Below are 21,679 nucleotides of genomic sequence, written 5' to 3'. Positions count from 1 at the left end.
GCAACCCCACCGAAGTATTCCAGTCAAACCACCGGAAAATGAATCCGGAACGCCGCCCCGCCCAGCTCTGAATCCCCCAGGGTCAACTTGGCGCCGTAGCTCTCGATGATGTCTTCCACCACCGCCAGTCCGATCCCTTGCCCCGGATGCTGGCGATCCAGTCGCTCGCCCCGCTGGAGAATCCGCGCACGTTGATCCGGTGGCACGCCCGGCCCGTCGTCCTCGACACTCAACTCCGTACCGCCGAGGGTCTGGTGCACGCTGACGCGCACCTCGCCCAGGCACAGCCGATAGGCGTTTTCCAGCAGGTTGCCGAGCATCTCCAGCAAGGCGCCCTGTTCGATCGGCACCTGGCAGTGCTCCGGCAGATCGAAACTGACATTGACTCGTTTGTCGCGATAGACCTTGTCCAGGGTGTCACACAGGCTTTGCAACACCGGGCGCAAGCGTACCTGATGGCGCACCAGCCCGCTTTTGCGCAGGCTGGCGCGCTGCAACTGGTAGCCGATCTGCTGGCTCATGCGCTCGATCTGGGTTTGCAGCACCCAAGCCTGTCCACGGTCCTCCGGGCGTCGGGCCATGTCCTCGCTGACGCCCTGCAACACCGCCAACGGGGTCTTCAAGCTGTGGGCCAGGTCATCGAGGGAATCGCGATAACGGCTGCGTTGCTCCCGCTCGCTGTACAGCAGGCGGTTGAGGGAGCCGGTCAGGCGCAACAGTTCCCGGGGATGTTCAGTACTGAGGCTTTCCCGGGCCCCGCTTTCGATTTCGTCCAGTTCCTGGCTCAGGCGCCGCAGCGCCCGAAGGCCCCAGGTCAGGCCGATCCACAACAGCGCCAGCAACACCAACAGGGCCGCGCCAAAGCCCAGGTACAGATTGTCCCGCAGGCCCTGCAAGGTCACTTCGTAGTCGCGCACCGGTTGCAAGGTAACGATGCTGAACGCCGCGCTCTGGCCGCCGAGCAGCTTGATCTCGACGTCATAGACAAAAAACTCCTGGCCGTCGTTCTCGCGAATGCGCGCGAACTGGTTGCCCTGGCCGTCATAGCGTGGCGTGTAATTGATGTTCTCTTCCTGGGTAGCCTTCGAGCGCCAGACCAACCGCCCCTCGCGATCATAGATGTAGCCCAGCAGGCGGGCATCGGCGAGGTTGAAGCGCTCATCGGGCAACTGCGCCGGCATCCTCAAGCGGTTGTTTTCCACTCGGGCGGCGGAAATCAGCGTGGTCACGTCCGAAGCCAGGCGTTGCTCGATGGATTCCTGCAGTGCCAGGCTGAACGCGCCTTGCATGGCCGGCAACAAGGCCAGCATGAACAGCACCGCCAGGGTCATGGCGGCCAGCATCAACCGCAGGCGAAGCGAACGAATCACTGGCAGCGCTCGTTGAACAGGTAGCCCAGGCCGCGCACGGTATCGATCGGCTTGAAGCCAGCCGGCGCTTCCAGCTTACGGCGCAGGCGCCCGACCAGCACTTCGATGACATTGGGATCACGCTCATCGTCATCGGGGTAAAGCTGCTCCATCAAGCGGTCCTTGGCCACCACCTGCTGGTGATGGCGCATGAGGTATTCGAGGATGCGGTACTCGTAGGCAGTCAACGCCAGCGGCTCCTCATCGAGGGACGCCTGCTTGCGGTTGAGGTCGAGCAGCAACGGACCGGCGACGATGGTCGATTGGGTAAAACCACTGGAGCGGCGCAACAGGGCGTTCAGCCGGGCCTCCAGTTCTTCGAACTGAAACGGCTTGACCACATAGTCGTCGGCACCGGCGGCCAGGCCTTCGACCTTGTCCTGCCAGTTGCCGCGGGCGGTCAGGATCAGGATCGGAAACGTCTTGTCCTGCGAGCGCAGCCGGCGGATCAGCTCCAGCCCGCTGATGCCCGGCAAGCCCAGGTCGATCACCGCCAGGTCATGGTTGAATTCCCGGACCTGGTACAAGGCCTCTTCGGCATTGGCCACGGCCTGCACCACATGGCCGCTGTCGGTGAGACGGGTTTGCAGGTGGTGACGCAACAGCGCTTCGTCTTCGACGACCAGTAATTTCATGGAGCCTCTCCCAGGCAAATCAAACAATCCAGTGCGGCGCACTTCAACGAAAGGCGCCGGATCGTCTTCGACCGATCCGGCTGGATACGCTCACCATCAACCGCTTAGAACGTGTAGTTGGCGGACAGGTAGGTCTGGGCGCTGCTGGTCAGGTCCAACGAGCCAACCTTATCGCCACCGTGCGGGCTCATCTCGGTGCTGGCGTTGCTGCGCAGGTAACGGTAACCCAGTTCAACCGAGGTGTTCTGCGAAATTTGTTGCAGCACGCCCCCTTGCAAGCCCACTGCGTAGCCAATGTCGCTGTCGCGGCTGAAGCCGGGAGAATCCTGGGTCAGCTTGGTCAGGCCCGCCGTGCCGCCACCGAACAGCTTGGTGCTGCTGGTGACCGGATAGAACACATCGTAGCTGCCCAGCAGGTTTTCCTGGCGCAGCTTGATGCCGTTGTGGGTGCCCGAGACGTTGTCGTAGGTGGCGTAGTAGCGGCCCTGGTCGTTTTGCTTGCCCAGTCGCAGGCCATACGTGGTGTCCTTGCCGATGACGCCGTCGGCGTTCGGGTTGTTCAGGGCGCTGTCCAAGGCGTTGGACTTCTTCACCTTGTCGCTGGTCTGGCCGAGGGTCAGGCTGGCGAAGTTGTCATCGGCGTGGGCCAGGGCGCTGGCGCCCAGCACGGTGAAAGCCAACAGCAGTTTTTTCATAGCAGTCATGATCGAGTTCCTTTGCAGCGTGGGTGAATTGTGAAGTCGCCGTCACCTTAACCAGCGCTCCCTGAACCCCCCTTGAACGTTCTCTGAACCTTCGCTGAATGAATCGGCTAGAGTGTCCTGTCTCAGCACTTTTTAAGGAGATCCATCATGCGCAGGCTGCTTGCTGTTGTACTTCTGGCCATTAGCGGCGTGAGCCAAGCCGCCATCCAGACCCAGGAGCTCCCCTACACCAGTGCCGACGGCACCAAGCTGATCGGCTATTACGCGTATGACGACACCGTCAAGGGCCCGCGCCCGGGCGTGGTGGTGGTGCATGAATGGTGGGGGTTGAACGACTACGCCAAGCGCCGTGCCCGTGACCTCGCCGGCCTGGGCTATAGCGCCCTGGCCATCGACATGTACGGCGACGGCAAGAACACCGAGCACCCCAAGGACGCCATGGCCTTCATGCAGGCGGCGCTCAAGGACGGCAAGGCCGCCAGCGCACGCTTCCAGGCGGGGTTGGACCTACTGAAGAAACAACCCCAGACTGATCCGGACAAACTCGCTGCCATCGGCTACTGCTTCGGCGGCAAGGTGGTACTCGATGCGGCGCGCCAGGGTGTGCCGCTGGCCGGCGTGGTGAGCTTCCACGGTGCGCTGGTGACCAACACCCCGGCAACACCTGGCAGCGTCAAGGCCAAGGTGCTGGTCGAGCATGGCGCCCTGGACAGCATGGTCACCCAGGACAACGTCACCGCGTTCAAGAGCGAGATGGACAAGGCCGGCGCCGACTATAAATTCGTCAACCTCGAAGGCGCCAAACACGGCTTCAGCAACCCGGACGCCGACCGTTTGAGCCACGGCGAACATGGCGGGCCGGACATTGGCTACAACAAGGAAGCCGATGAGAAATCGTGGGCGGATATGCAGAAGTTCTTCAAGAAAGTTTTTGACTGACGCATAACCCTGTGGCGAGGGAGCTTGCTCCCGCTGGGCTGCGCAGCAGCCCCAACAGCAGCGACGCGTTCAATCTGATACTCCGAGCTGTCAGATTCAGGACTGCTTCGCAGCCCAGCGGGAGCAAGCTCCCTCGCCACAGAAGCTTCTTTTCCACTCACTTGCGCCACTCAGGCTTGCCCCACTACCCAGCCTCCCGTCAACCCGGCAAAATGCCGGGCATGAAGACACTCCCCACCCTGCCCGCCTGTTGCTCGCCTCTGGATGAACACTGGCTTTTGCCCGATGCGCTGCCCGATACGGTGCTGCTGAGCACCCGCTTCGACCCGTTGCTGCTGGTAGGCACCGACTTCCCCGACAGCGCCATCGAACCACCGGCGAGCATCCAGCGATCGGTGGCCAAGCGTCAGGCTGAATTCCTGGCCGGGCGGATCTGCGCCCGGGCAGCCCTTCGCCAGCTGGACGGCCAGACCTGCGTGCCGGCCATTGGCGAGGACCGCGCCCCCGTGTGGCCGGCCCATGTCAGCGGCTCGATCACCCACAGCACGGGCCGGGCCGCGGCCATCGTCGCGAAAAAAGACCACTGGCAAGGCTTGGGCATGGACGTGGAAAACCTGCTCGACCCCGAACGCGCCGAGCGCCTGGCCGGTGAAATCCTCACCCCGCCGGAGCTGCTGCGCATGGCAACGCTTGCGCATGACGAGCGGGCCTTGCTGGTCACCCTGACCTTTTCAGTGAAGGAAAGCTTGTTCAAGGCGCTGTATCCCATCGTCAGGCAGCGCTTTTATTTCGAGCATGCCGAAGTGCTGGAATGGACACACGACGGACAGGTGCGACTGCGGTTGCTGACGGACCTGTCGGCCGAGTGGCGTCATGGCAGCGAACTGCAGGCGCAGTTCGGGGTGAAGGATGGGCAGCTATTGAGCCTGGTGGGGATCAAAGCCTGAGAGTTGTGGGTTTGGGAGCCCACCTATCAAGACCTGTCCTGATGCCTCGGCCAACTCAAACTGAAGCAAGCCCCGCCCAGGCTCTTGCTCTTGCCGATCAACGCCCGACCGTCATGCCAGTGGATAATCCGCCGCACGATCGACAGCCCCAGCCCATGCCCGCCCGACGCCCGGGCGCGGCTGTCATCCAGACGCAGGAAGGGCTTGAAGATCCGCTCCCATGCCGCTTCCGGCACACCAGGCCCGTCGTCCTCCACATCCACCCGACAACGCAACTGACCCACCTGGTAGCTGACAGTGACCCGGGAACTGGCGTGACGCATGGCGTTGCCCACCAGGTTCTGCAGGGCCCGATGCAGAAAGCGTGGCTCGGCCTCGACCCAGGCGCCGTCGCAATCGACGGCCGACAGGCATAGACCGCGCTCGACCGTGATCCCGGCCCGCAACGGCCCCAGTTCATCGATCACTTGATTGACCAGCGCATCCAGGTCCACCCGCTGGAAATTCAGGGCCGGTGAACCCTGTTCCAGTCGCGCATAGGTGAGCATTTCGTCCACCAGCCGATCCAGGTCTTCGATGTCGTGGTCCATGCCCGCCAGGTATTTGTCCCGGGCCTGGGGCGTGGTGGCGCTGCCGAGCATTTCCAGGCCGAAGCGCAGGCGCGCCACCGGGGTACGCAATTCGTGGGACACCGCCCGCACCAGCTCGCGCTGGATGGCCAACAATTGCTGCAAGTGCTCGGCCATGCCGTTGAACGCAGCGGCCAACCGCCCCACCGAGTCGGCACCTCGGGCCGGTACCCGGGTTTCCAAACTGCCCTGGGCGATCTGGGTCGCGGCCGACTCCAGGCCGCGCAAGCGCCGCTCCAACTGGCGCACCAACAGGTAGACGATCAAGCCGATCAGGCTCAAGCCCAGCGCCGCGATCAGCACCAGCCATTGCGGCGGATAAGGGTTCATCTGGTACAGCGGACCAATCTCCAGCACCCACGGCGTGCCGACCATGCCGGCGAAGACCCGGATGGAGTCGCCGCCCTTGCCCAACGCCATCACCGTATCGCCCTCGGACACACGACGGCGCTGGTCTTCATCCATGTCCGCCTGCTCGGCGGTCATGAGTCGCAGATCGAAACCAAAACCTTTTTCCTGCGCCAGTTGCGCCAGCCGCTTGGGTTGTTCGGCCACCGGGGAACGCACCAGCTCGTCGGCCAACAGATAGATGGTCGCGCGGGCCAGTTGTTCGCTGATCTGCTGGACTTCCCCCACCAACATCAGTTGCTCGCCATCGCTGACCAGCCGATAGACTTTGGCCGCATGGGGTCCGGTCTGCTCCACCAAGGCCTGGCCACGCAGCACGCGGGTGCGCTGGCCGAGGTCGAGGTCGGTCTGGGCAAAGGTCTGCAACGCCAGGGGAATGCCCAGCAGGCGCTCCCATACCAGCAACGCCCGCCGCCGTTCGGTGTCATTCATCGGCCGCAGGTTGTCGGCCATCAACGAAAACGTACCGTGGGCCAGGCGCTCGCGGTATTGCTCGCTGCGGGTCTGGTTGAGCAGGTGCAGGGCCAGTACGCCGAGGACCGCCACCAGCACCAGTGCGGCACACATGCCGCCATAAATACGCAGGAAGATCGAGTTCACGGTGCCGGGTCTACGCAGGCTTCAGGAACGAACAGGTAGCCTTTGCTGCGAATGGTCTTGATCAGCCGTGGATGGTCCGGGTCATCGCCGATCTTGGGGCGGATACGCGAAATGCGCACGTCGATGGAACGGTCCTGGCCGTCATAACCGATGCCGCGCAAAGCGGTGAAGATTTCTTCCCGGGACAGGATGCGCCCGGCATTGGACACCAGCAGCCACAGCAGGTCGAATTCGGCGCTGGTCAGCTCGATACCGTTGCCCTGCAACCAGGCTTCGCGCAGGGCGTCGTCGACCACCAGCGGGCCGAATTGCAGGCGTCGCTGCTTCTGCGCGACGCTCGGCTCCGGTTCGCTGCGCCGCAGCAGGGCCTGGATACGCGCCAAGAGCAAACGCGGGCGAACCGGCTTGCAGACATAATCATCGGCGCCCAGGTCCAGGCCCTGGATCTGATCGGTGTCGTCGGTGCGGGCGGTGAGCATGAGGATCGGCCCGTCATAATGCCCGCGCACCTTGCGACAGATGCTCAGGCCGTCTTCGCCGGGCAGCATCAGGTCGAGGATCACCAGGTCCGGCTGCTCGGCAATGATCCGCGCCGCCGCCACCGCGCCGTCGCCTTCGATGGCGACACGCAACCCGTTGCTTTCGAGGTACTCCCGGGTCAGCTCGGCCAGACGCTGGTCATCCTCGACGATCAATACCTGCCAGGCTTCTTGTTCCATGGGGGCCTCGTTTTGTTATGAAAATAAAGGACCGGATGGCCACAACCCTTGCAGAAGGATCACTACCCCGTGGCGAGGGAGCTTGCTCCCGCTGGGCTGCGAAGCGGCCCCTGTTTTTTGCGATTGCTGCGCAATCGAGCGGGAGCAATCTCTGGCCACAACAGTGTTCATTCCAGAGATTCGAATACAGCCTCCTCTTTTTGTCATATCAAAGGAGGATAAACATGCCAGCACACCGACCGATTGTATAAACGTCGCCCCCCTAGAAAACAAGCGGACAAATGCGTTCGGTCGAAGCAGGTTTTATGTGGTAACGTCCGCGCCCGCAAAAAACCATCGGGCAGTTTTCAGACCGTCGAAACCGATGAAAAAAGGTCCACTCCAGCTAGGTCGCGGCCTACAGAGCAGTTCCACGTTTCGCACACAAATTACGCACAGGCTTATCCACAGGTAGCACGTTGCATACCCCCCAAAAACGCATTATCTTGTAGCCCGCCGCGCAAAAAACCCTACATGTAGGGTTTCAGGCCAAAAACCAAACACAAGTCGGGCAGAGAATTCAAGCGCTTTTCTTGCTTCTGCCCAGCTGAAACACCGTATTTCCCCAAGCCCAGACCGCCCCTGCGGATGGCAACTGTTTCAAGGTCGAAAACGACCGAAACGGTACGGGTGTTGCAGTCAATTGCTGCCACCCCGGCAACCCGGTTTCGAGCCCCGCTCGCAACCTGAGAACTTCGGATGGAAGCGGCATTAAACGCCTGCTTCCTACTGTCCCGAAGTTGTTATGCCCGGCGCCAGTCGGTTGTAGTGCTTCAGGACGGAACGGTGGGCACCGTGATGGTGCCCAAACAAACATAGAGAACGTGGAGACACCCATGCACACCGACACAACTCGCGAGAACCCGCAGGGCACCGCGCCGCTGGCCGCCGATTCGAACCCGGATCTGTCCGCCACCGCGCCGGGCCAACTGCGTGTGATCAAGCGTAACGGCACTGTCGTTCCTTACACCGATGACAAGATCACCGTCGCCATCACCAAAGCGTTCCTCGCAGTTGAAGGTGGCACCGCTGCCGCTTCGTCGCGAATCCACGACACCGTGGCCCGCCTGACCGAACAGGTCACCGCGACCTTCAAGCGTCGCATGCCCTCGGGCGGCACCATCCACATCGAAGAAATCCAGGACCAGGTCGAACTGGCCCTGATGCGTGCCGGCGAGCAGAAAGTGGCGCGCGACTACGTGATCTACCGTGACTCCCGCGCCAAGGAACGTGCTACCCGCTCCCCAGCCGACGCACCGGTCCAGGCCCACCCTTCGATCCGCATCGCCCGCGCCGACGGCAGCCTGGCGCCACTGGACATGGGTCGCCTGAACACCATCGTCACCGAGGCCTGCGAAGGCCTGGAAGAAGTCGATGGCGACCTGATCCAGCGCGAAACCCTGAAGAACCTCTATGACGGCGTTGCACTCAAGGACGTCAACACGGCCCTGGTGATGACCGCCCGGACCCTGGTGGAGCGCGAGCCGAACTACTCCTTCGTGACCGCCCGCCTGCTGATGGACACCCTGCGTGCCGAAGGCCTGAGCTTCCTGGAAGTCGCCGAGAGCGCGACCCACCACGAAATGGTCGACCTGTACGCCAAGGCGCTGCCAGCCTATGTTGCCAAGGGTATCGAGTTCGAATTGCTGAACCCGGTCCTGGCCGAATTCGATCTGGAAAAACTCGGCAAGGCGATCAACCACGAGCGCGACCAGCAGTTCACCTACCTGGGCCTGCAAACCCTGTATGACCGTTACTTCATCCACAAGGATGGCGTGCGTTTCGAACTGCCACAGATCTTCTTCATGCGCGTGGCCATGGGCCTGGCGATCGAAGAGAAGCAGCGCGAAGACCGTGCGATCGAGTTCTACAACCTGTTGTCGTCCTTCGACTACATGGCCTCGACTCCGACCTTGTTCAACGCCGGTACCCTGCGTCCACAGCTGTCGAGCTGCTACCTGACCACCGTTCCGGATGACCTGTCGGGCATCTACGGCGCAATCCACGACAACGCCATGCTGTCGAAATTCGCCGGTGGCCTGGGCAACGACTGGACCCCGGTTCGCGCATTGGGCTCGTACATCAAGGGCACCAACGGCAAATCCCAGGGCGTGGTGCCGTTCCTCAAAGTGGTCAACGACACCGCCGTCGCGGTCAACCAGGGTGGCAAGCGCAAGGGCGCGGTCTGTGCCTACCTGGAAACCTGGCACATGGACATCGAAGAGTTCATCGAGCTGCGCAAGAACACCGGTGATGACCGTCGTCGTACCCACGACATGAACACCGCCAACTGGATCCCTGACCTGTTCATGAAGCGTGTCTTCGATGACGGCAAGTGGACCCTGTTCTCGCCGTCCGAAGTACCGGACCTGCACGACCTGACCGGCAAGGCTTTCGAAGAGCGCTACGAGTACTACGAAGCCCTGACCGAGTACAACAAGATCAAGCTGTTCAAAGTCGTCCAGGCCAAAGACCTGTGGCGCAAGATGCTGTCGATGCTGTTCGAAACCGGCCACCCATGGCTGACCTTCAAGGACCCGTGCAACCTGCGCAGCCCGCAGCAGCACGTGGGCGTGGTCCACAGCTCGAACCTGTGCACCGAGATCACCCTGAACACCAACAAGGATGAGATCGCGGTCTGCAACCTGGGCTCGATCAACCTGCCGAACCACATCGTCGACGGCAAGCTGGACACCGCCAAGCTGCAACGCACCGTGAACACTGCCGTGCGCATGCTCGACAACGTGATCGACATCAACTACTACTCGGTGCCACAGGCGAAGAACTCCAACTTCAAGCACCGTCCGGTCGGCCTGGGCATCATGGGCTTCCAGGACGCGCTGTACCTGCAGCACATCCCGTACGGTTCCGATGCCGCGGTCGAATTCGCCGACAAGTCCATGGAAGCGGTCAGCTACTATGCGATCCAGGCTTCCTGCGACCTGGCCGACGAGCGTGGCGCCTACGAGACGTTCCAGGGTTCGCTGTGGTCCCAGGGCATTCTGCCGCTGGACTCGCAACAGATCCTGATCGCCCAGCGCGGCCAGAAGTACATCGACGTTGACCTGAACGAATCCCTGGACTGGGCACCGGTTCGCGCCCGTGTGCAGAAAGGCATCCGTAACTCCAACATCATGGCCATCGCACCGACCGCCACCATCGCCAACATCACCGGCGTGTCGCAGTCGATCGAACCGACCTACCAGAACCTGTATGTGAAATCGAACCTGTCGGGCGAGTTCACCGTGATCAACCCGTACCTGGTTCGCGACCTCAAGGCCCGCGGCCTCTGGGACTCGGTCATGATCAACGACCTGAAGTACTACGACGGTTCGGTGCAGCAGATCGAACGCATCCCGCAAGAGCTCAAAGCGCTCTACGCCACCGCGTTCGAAGTGGACACCAAGTGGATCGTCGACGCCGCCAGCCGTCGCCAGAAGTGGATCGACCAGGCTCAATCGCTGAACCTGTACATCGCCGGTGCTTCGGGCAAGAAGCTGGACGTGACCTACCGCATGGCTTGGTACCGTGGCCTGAAAACCACTTACTACCTCCGTGCCCTGGCCGCGACCAGCACCGAGAAGTCGACCATCAACACCGGCAAGCTGAACGCTGTTTCCAGCGGCGGCAACCACGGTGACGATTCGGTCCTGGCTGCTCCAGCAGGCCCTGCGCCAGTGCCAAAGGCCTGCGCGATCGACGAGCCGGATTGCGAAGCTTGCCAATAAGCTGAGTGGGTGGGCGTGTAAAGGCGCCGACTGAAGAAGCCCCCGATAGACCGCTGGTTTATCGGGGGTTTTCTTTTGCCTTGGAAACGACGTCGCCTGGGCTGCCCTTATCCATATTCAGGGTGACATTCATTGTGGCGAGGGGATTTATCCCCGCTGGGGCGCGGAGCGGCCCTGAATGCCAGCGACCCGGTGGGTCAGGCAGGTCGTATTGACTGCTTGTGGAGGGGCTGCTGCGCAGCCCAGCGGGGATAAATCCCCTCGCCACAAAGGGAAACCTGGCATGAGGACGGGCTCTAGCACGCATGAAAAAGCCCCTCTTGCGAGGGGCTCCGTGTGCAGCGTCAAGCAACCTTCGACATCAGGTCATCTGAATGATGGTCTGCATGATGGTGCTCTGGGTGGAGATGGTCTTGGCGTTCGCCTGGTAGTTGCTCTGGGCCTTGATCAGCTCGACCAGTTCGTTGGTCAGGTTGACGTTGGACTCTTCCAGGGAGTTGGAGACGATCGAGCCCAAAGTGCCGGTTTCCGGGGCATCGTAGCCCGGGATGCCCGAGGCGAAGGTTTCTTTCCAGCTGGTGCCGCCTACCGGCTGCAGGCCTTGCTCGTTGGTGAAGCTGGCGAGTGCGAGCTGGCCGATCGGCTTGGTCTGGTTGTTGCTGAAGTTGGCCAACAGTACACCGCTGCCGTCGATGGTCAGGTTGGTAATCTGGCCCGTGGCGTAACCGTTCTGGGCTGGAATCGAGCGGGCGGTGTCGGCGTTGAATTGGGTGGTGTTGGCCATGGAGATCGTAATAGTCGACGAGCCCGCGCCATTAGCAGTCCATGTACCATTAGTCACAGTGCCTGGGACCCAGCCAACCAGATTCAGATCATTGCTGATGGTTGGCGCAGGTGTCGGAACAGTCGGCGGAACGGTCGGCGGAACCGGAGTGCTGACCTGGGTTAGTCTGCCGTTCGAGTCGAACGTCATTGTGGAAGGAACCGGAGCGTTCGGAGCAACCGGCGCGCTGCCATTGAGGTTACGACCATCGATCAAGGTATAGACGTTCCAGGTATTACCGGCAGTCTTGACCATGTACTGGTCCATGGAGTGCTGGTTGCCCTGGGTATCATAGACCGGGGTAGTGAATTGCTTGGTGAATGTGGCCGTGTCGGTCGGGTTGAACGCAACGGTGATCGGCGTCGCCGTGGAGTTCAGGTTGATCGTCGAAGAAACCAGGCTGGTGGCTTGCGGCGGCAGGTTCGAAGTGTCGATGCGCAGGTCGGTCAGGATCCCGTTCTGGATCTTGCCGTTGGCGTCCACACCATAACCCTGCAGGCGCGCAGTACCATCGCTGTTGGTGATGAAACCTTCCTTGTCGGTCTTGAACGTACCGGCACGGGTGTAGCTCAGGGAGCCGTCGTTGCTCAGAACAAAGAAACCCTGGCCCTGGATACCCATGTCCAGCACGTTGCCGGTGTTGTTGACATCCCCCTGGCCGAACTGCTGGGAAACGTTGGCCAGGCGCACGCCGTTGCCGACAGTCTTGCTGCCCGAGCCCAGCTTGGTGGCCGAGTAGACGTCTTCGAATTCCGCGCGGGACGATTTGAAACCGGTGGTCGCCACGTTGGCGATGTTGTTGCCGGTCACGTCCAGCTGTTTGTTGGCTGCATAGAGACCGCTAAGGCCGATGTTGAAAGACATGTTGACTCCTTTTGCCGGTTAGTCGGCTCTACATACCAATAGTTTGTACTTTGGACAGGGCAATGCTGCCCAGCCCGGCCAGGTTGAGCATCAGCTCACCGCCCGTCTGGCTGATCGTCACGCTGCTGACCGTGGCCGGCAGGTTGGTGATCAACGACGTGGCCTTGCCGTCGATGGTGGTCGAGGCCGCGAAGGTGTAAGTGCCCGATTCAACGACCGTGCCCGCATCGTTCTTGCCATCCCAGATGAACGCGGAATTGCCGGCGTTCTGGCTGCCCAAGTCGATGGTGCGAACGGTCTTGCCGTCCTTGTCCACGATCTTGACCGCGACGGAGGACACCGAGGTTGGCACCACCACCGTGCCGTTGAGGCTCTTGGAGGTATCGACCACAGCCTTGTCGCCTGGAGCAATGACCGAGCGGCCCACCAGCGACGAAGCCTGCAAGGCCTGGGACGAGTTGTAGTTGCCGGCGATGCCGCTGACGGTCTCGTTGAGGGTGGTGATGCCTTCCAGGCTGCTGAACTGCGCCAATTGGGCCACGAACTCACCGTTGTCCTGGGGCTCCAGCGGGTTCTGGTTCTTCAGCTGGGTAACGAGCAGTTGCAGGAACGCATCCTTGCCCAGTTCCTTCTTGCCGGTCGCCGCACCTGTCACTGCCCCGAGGGTATCGGAGGTGTTGTTGGTCTTGACCGAGGAATTGGCCAGAATCTCGTTCAGGCTCAAACCGCTGGTAGTGTTGGTAACGCTCATGTGACTCGCCCCTTATCACTGACCGAGGGTCAGGACCTTCTGCATCATGGTTTTGGCGGTGTTCATCATTTCGGCGTTGGTCTGGAACGAACGACTGGCGGAAATCATGTCGGCCATTTCTTCGACCACGTTGACGTTCGGGTAGTAGACATAACCCTTGGCGTCCGCAGCCGGATGATTTGGCTCATAACGGGCTTCGAGGTTGCTCTGGTCTTCGACCACGCCAAGCACCTGTACGCCCTGCCCGGCCGCGTCCTGCTCCTGGAACAGCGAGTCGCTGCCGCCGGACTGGCCGCCCTGGAACATGGTGGCGAAAACCGGGTGGCGGGCGCGGTAGGTCTGGTCGATGCTCGACGAAACGGTCTCGGCGTTGGCGATGTTACTGGCGACGGTGTTCAGGCGAGTGGTCTGGGCACTCATGGCACTGCCGGCAATGTTGAATACGCTAGCAATCGACATGGCTTACTCTCCACGCAGGGCCGATACCAGCCCTTTGAATTTGCTGTTGAGCAGGGTGAAGCTGGCCTGGAAGTTCACGGAGTTTTCCGCGTAGTTGGACTGTTCCAGTTGAGCGTCCACGGTGTTCTGGTCGATCGAAGGCTGCATCGGCGTGCGATACATCAGCGATTCGTCGCCATTGCCCAGGCCTTCGGCCTCGATATGACGGCTGTTGGTCATGTTCAAGGCGAAGTGGCCGTTCTTGGTCTTCTCGTTCTGCTCGGCGAGCACTTTGGAGAAGTCCAGGTCCCGAGCCTTGTAGTTCGGGGTGTCGGCGTTGGCGATGTTGTTGGCCAGGACTTCGGCACGCTGGGCGCGGAAGCTCAGGGCCTGTTCGTGGATACCGAGCGCTTTATCGAAGCTGATGCTCATGTCGGAAACCTTTGGGTGACCAGAATGTACGTACGATGAACTTAGCAAGCGGCGTGCCACTTTCAAAAGGCCCATAAACCGGGGTTTTGCGGGCATCGGCAAAGCGGCAATGCCAGAAAAGCGGCAACTGGCTTCCGCAAGCTGCCGCTTTTCTGCCGCTTTCATCCAGGCAACAGAGGTCAAAAATGTGGGAGCGAGCTGACTCGCTCCCACAGGGATCAGGGTGATAGGAAGGAAATTATCGGGCATAAAAAAACGGGAACCCGTGGGGACTCCCGTTTTTTGACAACCCAAGCCAATCACTTCGCCTGGTAAATGATCCCCGGGCTGCACTGGACCATCTGGTAATGATCCGGCAAACCGTTCAACGCCTCGGAGGCGCCGAGGAACAGGTAGCCGCCCGGCTTGAGCGTGCCGTGGATGCGCAGCAGGATGTCTTTCTTCACTTCGGCGGAGAAGTAGATCAGTACGTTGCGGCAGAACACGATGTCGAACTTGCCCAGGCTGGCATAGCTGTCCAGCAGGTTGAACGAGCGGAACTCCACCCGGCTCTTGATCGGCGCCTTGACCACCCACTTGCCCGGCCCTTTCGGGTCGAAGTAGCGTTGCAGGCGGTCCGGCGACAAACCACGGCCGATGGCCAGGCTGTCGTACTCGCCAGTCTTGCAGTTATTGAGCATGGTCCCGGACAGGTCGGTGGCGACGATCTGCACGCCGCCTTTCAACTGGCCGAGGTTGGAGCGTTCGAACTCATCGATGGACATCGACAGCGAATAGGGTTCCTGCCCCGACGAACAGGCCGCCGACCAGATCCGCAGGCGCTGGCCCGGGCTGGCCTTGATGGCGGCTGGCAGTACTTTGTTCTTCAACACCTCGAACGGATAGGTGTCGCGAAACCACAGGGTTTCGTTGGTGGTCATGGCGTCCACCACCATCTCGCGCAAGCCGCTGCGCGGTTGGGTCTGGATACGCTGCACAAGCTCGCCCAATGACTTGAGGCCCTGTTGCTCCATCAATTTATTGAGACGGCTCGACACCAGGTATTGCTTGTTTTCACCAAGCAAGATGCCACAGGCTTTTTCCAGGAAGACCCGGAACTGTTCGAAATCCAAATTACCCGTAGACAAGATACCGCCTCTTTCATCGTGTTGACTTGCCGGGCGCACAACGCGCCCGACCTTTACTTTATTCTGCTGCCTTGATCCGATCGACGACCCGGGACGCCAGGTCATCGGGACGGAATTTCGCCAGGAAATCGTCGGCACCGACCTTCTTGACCATCGCCTGGTTGAAAACCCCGGACAACGAAGTATGCAAGATGATGTGCAGCTTTTGCATGCGCGGATCGCTGCGGATTTCCGAGGTCAGGGTGTACCCGTCCATCTCCGGCATTTCAATGTCGGAGATCATCATCAGGAACTCTTCCTCAGGCTTCTTGCCCTCGTCGACCAGCTTGCGCAGGTAATCCAGCGCCTGTCGCCCGTCGTTCAACGCCACCACCTCGACGCCAACCGTTTGCAGACAACGGGTCACCTGCTTGCGGGCCACCGAAGAGTCATCGACGGTCAACACCCGCAGCGAAATCGCCTTGTGCTGGGTTTCGGCATCCACCACCCCCACGGAGATCGCTTCCGGCGTGGGTGCTACTTCGGCGAGGATTTTTTCCACGTCGATGATTTCCACCAACTGGTTATCGACCCGGGTCACTGCCGTGAGGTAGTGATCGCGGCCGGTCCCCTTGGGCGGTGGATGGATCTCTTCCCAGTTCATGTTGACGATGCGCTCCACCGAGCGGACCAGGAACCCCTGGGTCTTGGTGTTGTACTCGGTGATGATCACAAACGGATTGCTCTGGTCCAGCAGCCGACCGGAACCGGTCGCCATCGCCAGGTCGAGAATCGGGATGGTCGCTCCCCGAATATTGGCCACACCGCACACGACGGGGCTGGACTTGGGCATCAGGGTCAGCTTGGGGCATTGCAGCACCTCGCGGACCTTGAATACGTTGATCCCATACATTTGTTGGCCGTCGAGACGGAACAACAACAGCTCCAGGCGATTCTGACCGACCAGCTGAGTGCGCTGGTTTACCGAATCCATTACTCCCGCCATGCCCTGACTCCTACCTAACGCTAATGTGTCCGACGCGCATTCATCACTAAACGGCACGGGGCTTGCTATTGAACCGGCATGAACGCACAAACGACATTTTCTCGACGCCTGACCACTCACTGCCGCCACTGGCTCGGTGCACTGCTGGCTGTCTGCCTGTTCACTTCGGGCGGTCCTGCCCTTGCTGCTGTTCCGGTTACCTTGCCTGATCTCCTTATCGGCGTCACTCAGGGCTTTCTTGAATTCACCGTAGAAGACTATCTGGCTACCAGTCAAACCGAAGGTCGCTACGAAATCGAAGTCAACCAACTCGACCCGCGCCTGCGCATGCCAATGTGCGACAAGGAATTGACTGCTTCGCTGGAGAGTCCCGCTCGCCCTCTGGGCCGCGTCACGGTGAAGGTTCGTTGCGACAGCGCCGCGCCCTGGACGGTGTTCGTGCCCGCTCAAGTGCGCCTGTTTCGGGAAATTGTCACCACCACGCGTCCGCTCAAGCGGGCCGGGATCGTCGAGCCCCAGGACGTGATGCTGCGTGAACGGGACATCAGCCAGATCACCCAGGGCTTCCTGACCTCCGTCGATCAGGCCATCGGGCAGAAACTTGTCCGACCAATGGTCGCCGATCAGGTCGTGACGCTGGTGCACCTGGAGCAGGCCGAAGTGGTCCGCAAGGGCGACCAGGTCGTGATCACCGCCCGCAGCGGCTCCCTGGCCGTGCGGATGCCCGGCGAAGCCCTGTCCAACGGCGGCATGCGTGAACAGATACGGGTAAAAAACCTCAATTCCCAGCGCGTCATCAAGGCGCAAGTGATGGCTCCAGGCCAAGTGGAAGTGGCGATGTAATGACCCGGTAGAGGAGGTAGAAAGCTGGCGCTTGATCCCGGTGTTCCCTAGACTGTGCCTTACGCAAAGGCAAGCGCAGACGTGCGCACGTTCATTGAATAAATGAGCCTAAAGTTTTTTTGGGAATGGCCGAAAACATGGCAAGCGTCCAAATACCCAGAGGTTTTTTACCATGGTCATCGATTTCAATCGTTTAAACAGCTCTTCACCGCTGACAGGCACTACGCGTACCAGCGCTACCAAGGAAACCGCCGAAGCCGGCAAATCCGCGCCGCTGTCTACACCAGCCGACCAGGTCAGCAATGGGGAGTCGGTACACCTCAGCAATGAGGCTCAGCAGTTGCAGAAGGTCACTGACAAGCTGCGCGATCAACCTGTCGTCGACAACGCCCGCGTGGCCGAGTTGAAAGCAGCAATCGCCGATGGCAGCTACAAAGTCGACAGCAACCGCGTAGCCAGCAAACTGCTCAACTTCGAAGCCCAGCGCTAGGCCGCCGCCTGCGCCAGGCTTTTGGACGCTAAGACCCAAGGCCAGCCATGCACGACACTCATTTATTGCAATTGATCATCGACGACTTCGTTCCAGCGCAACAGCTACTGGAATTGTTGCAGGCCGAATCCGTGGCACTGCACGGTCGTGACATGCCCCTGCTGGAGAATATCCTGGCGCAGAAACAGGCATTGATCATCTTGCTTGACCAGCATGGCCGCAAACGCAGCGAGATCCTCGCCAGCCTCAACCTGCCCGCCAGCCATGACGGCCTCGAGCAACTGGCCGACCAGTCGACGGTCGGCGATCAGCTGCGCTCCCAGAGCAAAGTACTCAACGACCTGCTCGCCCAATGCCAGGCGACCAACGCCCGCAACGGCCAGTCGATCCTGATGCAGCAGGCCGCCACCGCCAACCAGTTGCGCATTCTCAACGGTGGCGAGATCCCGACGCTGTATGACGCTAGCGGTTCAACGGCCAGAATGGTCAAGCACCGCCCGCTCAGCCAGGCATGAAACGAACAATGCCTTCGCTCTATCAACGCGCGATACATGCTGGCAAAATGCCGGCCATTCGTAGTCGTATTTTGCCTGGAGATTGACTCACCGTGTTCAATGCATCAAACGCGGATGATGCTCCGCAGCCCCCCAAGGTCCTCACCACGCCCCTGGAAATCTCCGGCAACCTGCGGATGCTGCAAGAGAGCCACGACCCACTGATCATCACCTTCCACGAACGTAGCCAGCGCTTCCAGAGCTATTTGGTCAACGTCGATCGCGAGACCAACTCCATCGCCCTGGATGAAATGATCCCCCGGGACGGCGAGCGTTTCCTGCTGGCCGGCGAGCCGTTTCGTGTCGAGGGTTTTCATGACGGCGTGCGTATCGCCTGGGATGGCAAGGGTCCACTGACCATCGATGAATCCAACGACGGTCGCTGCTATCGCGGCGCCCTGCCCGACGAAGTGGTCTACCACCAACGTCGCAACGCCTTCCGCGCCGCCCTGAAACTGGCACAACTGGTAAGCGTTGAACTGGGCGGCGACAAGCTCAAGTCCCCCGTAGATGGCAAGTTGCTGGACATCTCCGCCACCGGTTGCAAATTGCGCTTTGACGGCGACATCACGGAGCGTCTGCAATTGGGCCAGGTGTATGAGCGTTTCATCGCGGCCCTGCCTTTTGGCAACATGACCGCGCCAGTCGAGCTGCGTTACCTGCATTTCGAAGAAAGGATCAACACCACGTTCGCCGGTGTACGCTTCCACAACATCAGTGGCCTGGTGCAACGGCAGGTCGAGCGGTTCGTCTACCAGCTCCAACGAGAAGCCCGGCGCTTCGATAAAGACGACCTCTGATTTTTCGAGGCATGAAAAACGGGCAGTCCCTTGCGGCGACTGCCCGTTTTTTTATGCCTGCTTCAAGGCCTGGCCTGGGTAAAACTCGGCGTCTCGGGCGCCTCGGTTTCAGTTTCAGCCTCGGCCGCAGCCTCAGTGGCCGGCTCGGGCTCCACGTCCGGATTGGCCGGCGCCTGCATCTGCTCCTGCACCACTTGTTCATCCACCCGCGGATCGAGGCACGCCACCAGAGGCGAACTCGACATGCTGTCCGGCATCGCCACGTGATGCAGCGGTGCGTCATCGACCTGATGCAGGTTGGTCACCGCTTTCGGCCGGATCCGCCACACCAGCACCAGGGCGAAGAAGGCGAAAAAGCCGTAGAGCATCTGGCTACCGAACATCTTCATCAGCACACCCGCCACCAGCGGCCCGATGCTGGCTCCCACGCCGTAGGTCACCAGCAGCATCGCGGTCAGGGACACCCTTCGATCAGCTTCGACGTGGTCGTTGGAGAACGCTACCGCCAGCGGATACAGGCAGAACTGCACCAGCGAACAGAAGAACCCCGCGACGAACAGCACCTCCAGCGGCACCGTCGGAAGAATCGCCAATGGCAGCGCACAGATCGTCAGGACCAGCGCAAAGCAGCGGATCAGCAGCGCCCGGTCATATCGATCGGACAGCCAGCCCAGGGGCCACTGCACCAGCAGTCCGGCGAAGATGCAGCTACCCATGAACAGACCGACCTGCTCGGTCGACAGGCCCTGCTGAGAGGCATACAGCGGCGCCAGACCATAGAACGAGCCGACGATCAATCCGGAGCCCAGCACCGTACTCAATGACTGTGGCACACGCTTGATGAAGAAGCGCGGCTCCATGGGCGCCGGATGCAGCGCCGCCGGGTGAATCCGCCGGGTCAGTGTCACCGGCACCAGGCACAAGGCGAAGCACAGCGCCACCAGCATCAACAGCTCAGGCCCCAGGGCCGGGTGCATGACCAGGATCAACTGCCCCAGCACCAACCCCAGGTACGAGGCGATCATATAGCCACTGAACACCACCCCACGCTGCTTGGCATCGGCTTGCTCGTTGAGCCAGCTCTCGATGACCATGTACTGGCACATCATCCCGAGGCCGACAATCATCCGCAGCACGACCCAGGCCGGCAGCCAGTCCACCAAGCCATGGCCCAGCACGGCCGCCCCGACAATCCCGGCGCAGGCCGAATAGGCGCGGATGTGCCCGACGCGGGCGATCAGCCGATGACCGATCTTGCCCCCCAGCACCAGGCCGAAATAGTTGGCGGCCATCAGCGCACCGACCCAGAGACTGTCCACATGGTCGGCGGCCAGGCGCAAGGCCAGGTAAGTACTCAAGAGGCCCGAGCCGATCAACATCATCAGCGAAGCGAAATAAAGCGCTCGAAAAGGTTTCCAGATTTGGCGCATCGGCGTTCCGAGCGGCTCCTTGAGGTGAGTAAGGGCTACCTGTTGAAGATAGCCCGAATGCGACGGTTCGTTATGCCTGGGCCGCGAGGACACGTCGCTCCCAAGGCGTGATTTCATCGAAGAAGCTGGTCAGCTCCAGGGTCTTGGAGGCGATGTAGCCTTCGATGAACTCCGTACCAAACAGTTCCTTCGCCAGATGACTACGCTTCAGACGCTCCAAGGCGGCATGCAAGGTACATGGCAGCGACAGATTATCCGGCACTTCGAATTCACCCTGGATCGCCGCGCTCGGCTCCAGCCGATGTTCAATCCCATACAGCCCGGCGGCCAGGCTGGCGGCAATCGCCAGGTAGGGGTTGGCATCGGCTCCCGGCAAGCGGTTCTCGACCCGCCGGGCCACCGGCGAACTGGCAGGAATCCGCAACCCGGCCGAACGGTTGTCATGGGACCAGCAGGCATTGTTCGGCGAGGCGAACGGGTGGCACAGGCGCTGGTAGGAATTCACGTTCGGCGCGAACAGCGCGGTGAAGTCCGCCAGGCACGCCTGTTGCCCCCCGATGAAATGCCGGAACGCGGCCGTCGGTTCGCCCGCTTCGTCGCTGAAGACGTTACGACCGCTGCCCTCCTCGACGACGCTCTGATGGATGTGCATCGAACTGCCCGGCGTGTGGGCCAGGGGCTTGGCCATGCAGACCACCGTCAGGCCGTGCTTGAGGGCCACTTCCTTGAGCAGGTGCTTGAACAGGAACGTCTGGTCGGCCAGCAACAGCGGATCGCCGTGCAGCAGATTGATCTCGAACTGGCTTACGCCCATTTCATGCATGAAGGTATCGCGAGGCAGGCCCAGCGCCGCCATGCAGGCATAGACTTCACTGAAGAACGGGCGCAGGCCATTGTTGGAGCTGACGCTGAACGCCGAATGGCCGTCTTCGCGACGACCATCCAGGCCCATCGGCGGCTGGAACGGCTGGGTCGGGTCCGGATTGGGGGCGAACACGAAAAATTCCAGTTCGGTCGCCACCACCGGCGCCAGGCCAAGGGCGGCATAGCGCGCGACAACGGCCTTGAGCTGGCCGCGCGTCGAGAGCCGGGAGCTTTCACCGGTCAACTCGTCGGCATCGCAGATCGCCAGGGCACGGGGCTGCTGGCTCCAAGGCAGGCGATGAATCTGTTTCGGATCGGCCACCAGCGCCAGGTCGCCGTCGTCGCTGCCGTAGAAACGCGACGGCGGATAACCGCCCATGATGCATTGCAGCAGCACGCCCCGCGCCAACTGCAACCGCCGGCCTTCGAGGAAACCCTCAGCGGTCATTACCTTGCCCCGCGGCACGCCATTCAAATCCGGCGTGACACATTCAATCTCATCAATGCCCGTCAGTCGCTGC

General features: G+C 61.1%; 20 protein-coding genes. 7 read left to right on the top strand and 13 right to left on the bottom strand.

Features of this window, described 5'->3' with window-relative positions; all coding sequences use genetic code 11:
• Positions 1 to 23: 23 nt before the first annotated feature.
• The 3 genes from TK06_RS28415 to TK06_RS28405 form a co-directional block, all read right to left on the bottom strand.
• Positions 24 to 1,370, bottom strand: a complete 1,347-nt coding sequence (locus TK06_RS28415) for an ATP-binding protein (protein WP_063324739.1) — start codon at positions 1,368 to 1,370, stop codon at positions 24 to 26.
• Positions 1,367 to 2,044: a response regulator gene (locus TK06_RS28410; RefSeq protein ID WP_014339772.1), complete on the bottom strand. Its 678-nt coding sequence runs from the start codon at positions 2,042 to 2,044 to the stop codon at positions 1,367 to 1,369. The genes TK06_RS28415 and TK06_RS28410 overlap by 4 nt, the downstream gene beginning before the upstream one ends.
• Before the next feature lie 104 nt (positions 2,045 to 2,148).
• Positions 2,149 to 2,748, bottom strand: a complete 600-nt coding sequence (locus tag TK06_RS28405) for a hypothetical protein (protein ID WP_063324738.1) — start codon at positions 2,746 to 2,748, stop codon at positions 2,149 to 2,151.
• A 147-nt stretch (positions 2,749 to 2,895) separates the two neighbouring features.
• Here TK06_RS28405 and TK06_RS28400 point away from each other — a divergent pair, with 147 nt between their 5' ends.
• The gene (locus TK06_RS28400; protein ID WP_063324737.1) at positions 2,896 to 3,687 is read left to right on the top strand and encodes a dienelactone hydrolase family protein; all 792 of its coding nucleotides are present in this window, start codon (positions 2,896 to 2,898) and stop codon (positions 3,685 to 3,687) included.
• Positions 3,688 to 3,908: 221 nt separating this feature from the next.
• Positions 3,909 to 4,634, top strand: coding sequence for a 4'-phosphopantetheinyl transferase family protein (locus TK06_RS28395; RefSeq protein ID WP_063324736.1), 726 nt, complete (start codon positions 3,909 to 3,911; stop codon positions 4,632 to 4,634).
• A 26-nt stretch (positions 4,635 to 4,660) separates the two neighbouring features.
• Here TK06_RS28395 and TK06_RS28390 read toward each other — a convergent pair whose 3' ends face one another.
• Positions 4,661 to 6,271 carry an ATP-binding protein gene (locus tag TK06_RS28390; RefSeq protein ID WP_063324735.1) on the bottom strand — a complete coding sequence of 537 codons (1,611 nt, stop codon included), beginning with the start codon at positions 6,269 to 6,271 and terminating at the stop codon, positions 4,661 to 4,663.
• Positions 6,268 to 6,990 carry a response regulator gene (locus TK06_RS28385; RefSeq protein WP_063324734.1) on the bottom strand — a complete coding sequence of 241 codons (723 nt, stop codon included), beginning with the start codon at positions 6,988 to 6,990 and terminating at the stop codon, positions 6,268 to 6,270. The genes TK06_RS28390 and TK06_RS28385 overlap by 4 nt, the downstream gene beginning before the upstream one ends.
• A gap of 875 nt (positions 6,991 to 7,865) precedes the next feature.
• On the opposite strand from TK06_RS28385, the gene TK06_RS28380 reads away from it, so the two are divergent.
• Entirely contained in the window at positions 7,866 to 10,757 is a 2,892-nt protein-coding gene (locus tag TK06_RS28380) for a ribonucleoside-diphosphate reductase subunit alpha (protein ID WP_063324733.1), read from the top strand.
• Between the two features lie 361 nt (positions 10,758 to 11,118).
• Here TK06_RS28380 and flgE read toward each other — a convergent pair whose 3' ends face one another.
• The 6 genes from flgE to TK06_RS28350 all read right to left on the bottom strand — a co-directional run bounded on the left by flgE (position 11,119) and on the right by TK06_RS28350 (position 16,177).
• Positions 11,119 to 12,444: a flagellar hook protein FlgE gene (gene flgE / locus TK06_RS28375; RefSeq protein ID WP_063324732.1), complete on the bottom strand. Its 1,326-nt coding sequence runs from the start codon at positions 12,442 to 12,444 to the stop codon at positions 11,119 to 11,121.
• A gap of 28 nt (positions 12,445 to 12,472) precedes the next feature.
• Positions 12,473 to 13,195, bottom strand: a complete 723-nt coding sequence (gene flgD / locus TK06_RS28370; RefSeq protein ID WP_063324731.1) for a flagellar hook assembly protein FlgD — start codon at positions 13,193 to 13,195, stop codon at positions 12,473 to 12,475.
• 15 nt (positions 13,196 to 13,210) lie between these two features.
• Complete coding sequence (gene flgC / locus TK06_RS28365) at positions 13,211 to 13,654, bottom strand: flagellar basal body rod protein FlgC (RefSeq protein WP_003204730.1); 444 nt, start codon at positions 13,652 to 13,654, stop codon at positions 13,211 to 13,213.
• 3 nt (positions 13,655 to 13,657) lie between these two features.
• On the bottom strand, positions 13,658 to 14,065 hold the full coding sequence (gene flgB / locus TK06_RS28360; RefSeq protein ID WP_003204732.1) for a flagellar basal body rod protein FlgB: 408 nt from the start codon (positions 14,063 to 14,065) through the stop codon (positions 13,658 to 13,660).
• A 299-nt stretch (positions 14,066 to 14,364) separates the two neighbouring features.
• Positions 14,365 to 15,192, bottom strand: a complete 828-nt coding sequence (gene cheR, locus TK06_RS28355) for a protein-glutamate O-methyltransferase CheR (protein WP_063324730.1) — start codon at positions 15,190 to 15,192, stop codon at positions 14,365 to 14,367.
• A 58-nt stretch (positions 15,193 to 15,250) separates the two neighbouring features.
• Complete coding sequence (locus TK06_RS28350; RefSeq protein ID WP_058544891.1) at positions 15,251 to 16,177, bottom strand: chemotaxis protein CheV; 927 nt, start codon at positions 16,175 to 16,177, stop codon at positions 15,251 to 15,253.
• Between the two features lie 78 nt (positions 16,178 to 16,255).
• Between TK06_RS28350 and flgA the strand changes: the two genes are divergently transcribed.
• The 4 genes from flgA (at position 16,256) to TK06_RS28330 (ending at position 18,864) form a co-directional block, all read left to right on the top strand.
• On the top strand, positions 16,256 to 17,020 hold the full coding sequence (gene flgA / locus TK06_RS28345; protein ID WP_063324729.1) for a flagellar basal body P-ring formation chaperone FlgA: 765 nt from the start codon (positions 16,256 to 16,258) through the stop codon (positions 17,018 to 17,020).
• A gap of 172 nt (positions 17,021 to 17,192) precedes the next feature.
• Entirely contained in the window at positions 17,193 to 17,510 is a 318-nt protein-coding gene (gene flgM, locus TK06_RS28340) for a flagellar biosynthesis anti-sigma factor FlgM (RefSeq protein ID WP_063324728.1), read from the top strand.
• A gap of 47 nt (positions 17,511 to 17,557) precedes the next feature.
• Complete coding sequence (locus TK06_RS28335) at positions 17,558 to 18,025, top strand: flagella synthesis protein FlgN (RefSeq protein WP_063324727.1); 468 nt, start codon at positions 17,558 to 17,560, stop codon at positions 18,023 to 18,025.
• Between the two features lie 92 nt (positions 18,026 to 18,117).
• Entirely contained in the window at positions 18,118 to 18,864 is a 747-nt protein-coding gene (locus tag TK06_RS28330) for a flagellar brake protein (RefSeq protein WP_063324726.1), read from the top strand.
• A 62-nt stretch (positions 18,865 to 18,926) separates the two neighbouring features.
• On the opposite strand, the gene TK06_RS28325 is transcribed toward TK06_RS28330, so the two are convergent.
• Together TK06_RS28325 and TK06_RS28320 are read right to left on the bottom strand one after the other, a co-directional pair.
• Positions 18,927 to 20,294, bottom strand: coding sequence for an MFS transporter (locus TK06_RS28325; RefSeq protein WP_063324725.1), 1,368 nt, complete (start codon positions 20,292 to 20,294; stop codon positions 18,927 to 18,929).
• A 70-nt stretch (positions 20,295 to 20,364) separates the two neighbouring features.
• Positions 20,365 to 21,606, bottom strand: a complete 1,242-nt coding sequence (locus tag TK06_RS28320) for a glutamine synthetase family protein (RefSeq protein ID WP_161951763.1) — start codon at positions 21,604 to 21,606, stop codon at positions 20,365 to 20,367.
• Positions 21,607 to 21,679 lie beyond the last annotated feature (73 nt).

The organism is Pseudomonas fluorescens (genome assembly GCF_001623525.1).
GTDB classification, from domain to species: Bacteria; Pseudomonadota; Gammaproteobacteria; order Pseudomonadales; family Pseudomonadaceae; genus Aquipseudomonas; species Aquipseudomonas fluorescens_Q.
Note: the sequence above shows the minus strand (reverse complement) of the source record. Positions and strands in the feature narration are given on the sequence as shown.

What these genes read in the sequence shown, in the direction of transcription:
- flgA (WP_063324729.1), top strand. Translation starts at nt 16,256, where the DNA reads ATGAACGCACAAACGACATTTTCTCGACGCCTGACCACTCACTGCCGC.
- flgC (WP_003204730.1), bottom strand. Translation starts at nt 13,654, where the DNA reads ATGTCGATTGCTAGCGTATTCAACATTGCCGGCAGTGCCATGAGTGCC.
- TK06_RS28320 (WP_161951763.1), bottom strand. Translation starts at nt 21,606, where the DNA reads ATGACCGCTGAGGGTTTCCTCGAAGGCCGGCGGTTGCAGTTGGCGCGG.
- TK06_RS28380 (WP_063324733.1), top strand. Translation starts at nt 7,866, where the DNA reads ATGCACACCGACACAACTCGCGAGAACCCGCAGGGCACCGCGCCGCTG.
- TK06_RS28405 (WP_063324738.1), bottom strand. Translation starts at nt 2,748, where the DNA reads ATGACTGCTATGAAAAAACTGCTGTTGGCTTTCACCGTGCTGGGCGCC.
- TK06_RS28385 (WP_063324734.1), bottom strand. Translation starts at nt 6,990, where the DNA reads ATGGAACAAGAAGCCTGGCAGGTATTGATCGTCGAGGATGACCAGCGT.
- TK06_RS28335 (WP_063324727.1), top strand. Translation starts at nt 17,558, where the DNA reads ATGCACGACACTCATTTATTGCAATTGATCATCGACGACTTCGTTCCA.
- flgM (WP_063324728.1), top strand. Translation starts at nt 17,193, where the DNA reads ATGGTCATCGATTTCAATCGTTTAAACAGCTCTTCACCGCTGACAGGC.
- TK06_RS28395 (WP_063324736.1), top strand. Translation starts at nt 3,909, where the DNA reads ATGAAGACACTCCCCACCCTGCCCGCCTGTTGCTCGCCTCTGGATGAA.
- flgB (WP_003204732.1), bottom strand. Translation starts at nt 14,065, where the DNA reads ATGAGCATCAGCTTCGATAAAGCGCTCGGTATCCACGAACAGGCCCTG.
- TK06_RS28350 (WP_058544891.1), bottom strand. Translation starts at nt 16,177, where the DNA reads ATGGCGGGAGTAATGGATTCGGTAAACCAGCGCACTCAGCTGGTCGGT.
- flgE (WP_063324732.1), bottom strand. Translation starts at nt 12,444, where the DNA reads ATGTCTTTCAACATCGGCCTTAGCGGTCTCTATGCAGCCAACAAACAG.
- flgD (WP_063324731.1), bottom strand. Translation starts at nt 13,195, where the DNA reads ATGAGCGTTACCAACACTACCAGCGGTTTGAGCCTGAACGAGATTCTG.
- TK06_RS28400 (WP_063324737.1), top strand. Translation starts at nt 2,896, where the DNA reads ATGCGCAGGCTGCTTGCTGTTGTACTTCTGGCCATTAGCGGCGTGAGC.
- TK06_RS28325 (WP_063324725.1), bottom strand. Translation starts at nt 20,294, where the DNA reads ATGCGCCAAATCTGGAAACCTTTTCGAGCGCTTTATTTCGCTTCGCTG.
- TK06_RS28410 (WP_014339772.1), bottom strand. Translation starts at nt 2,044, where the DNA reads ATGAAATTACTGGTCGTCGAAGACGAAGCGCTGTTGCGTCACCACCTG.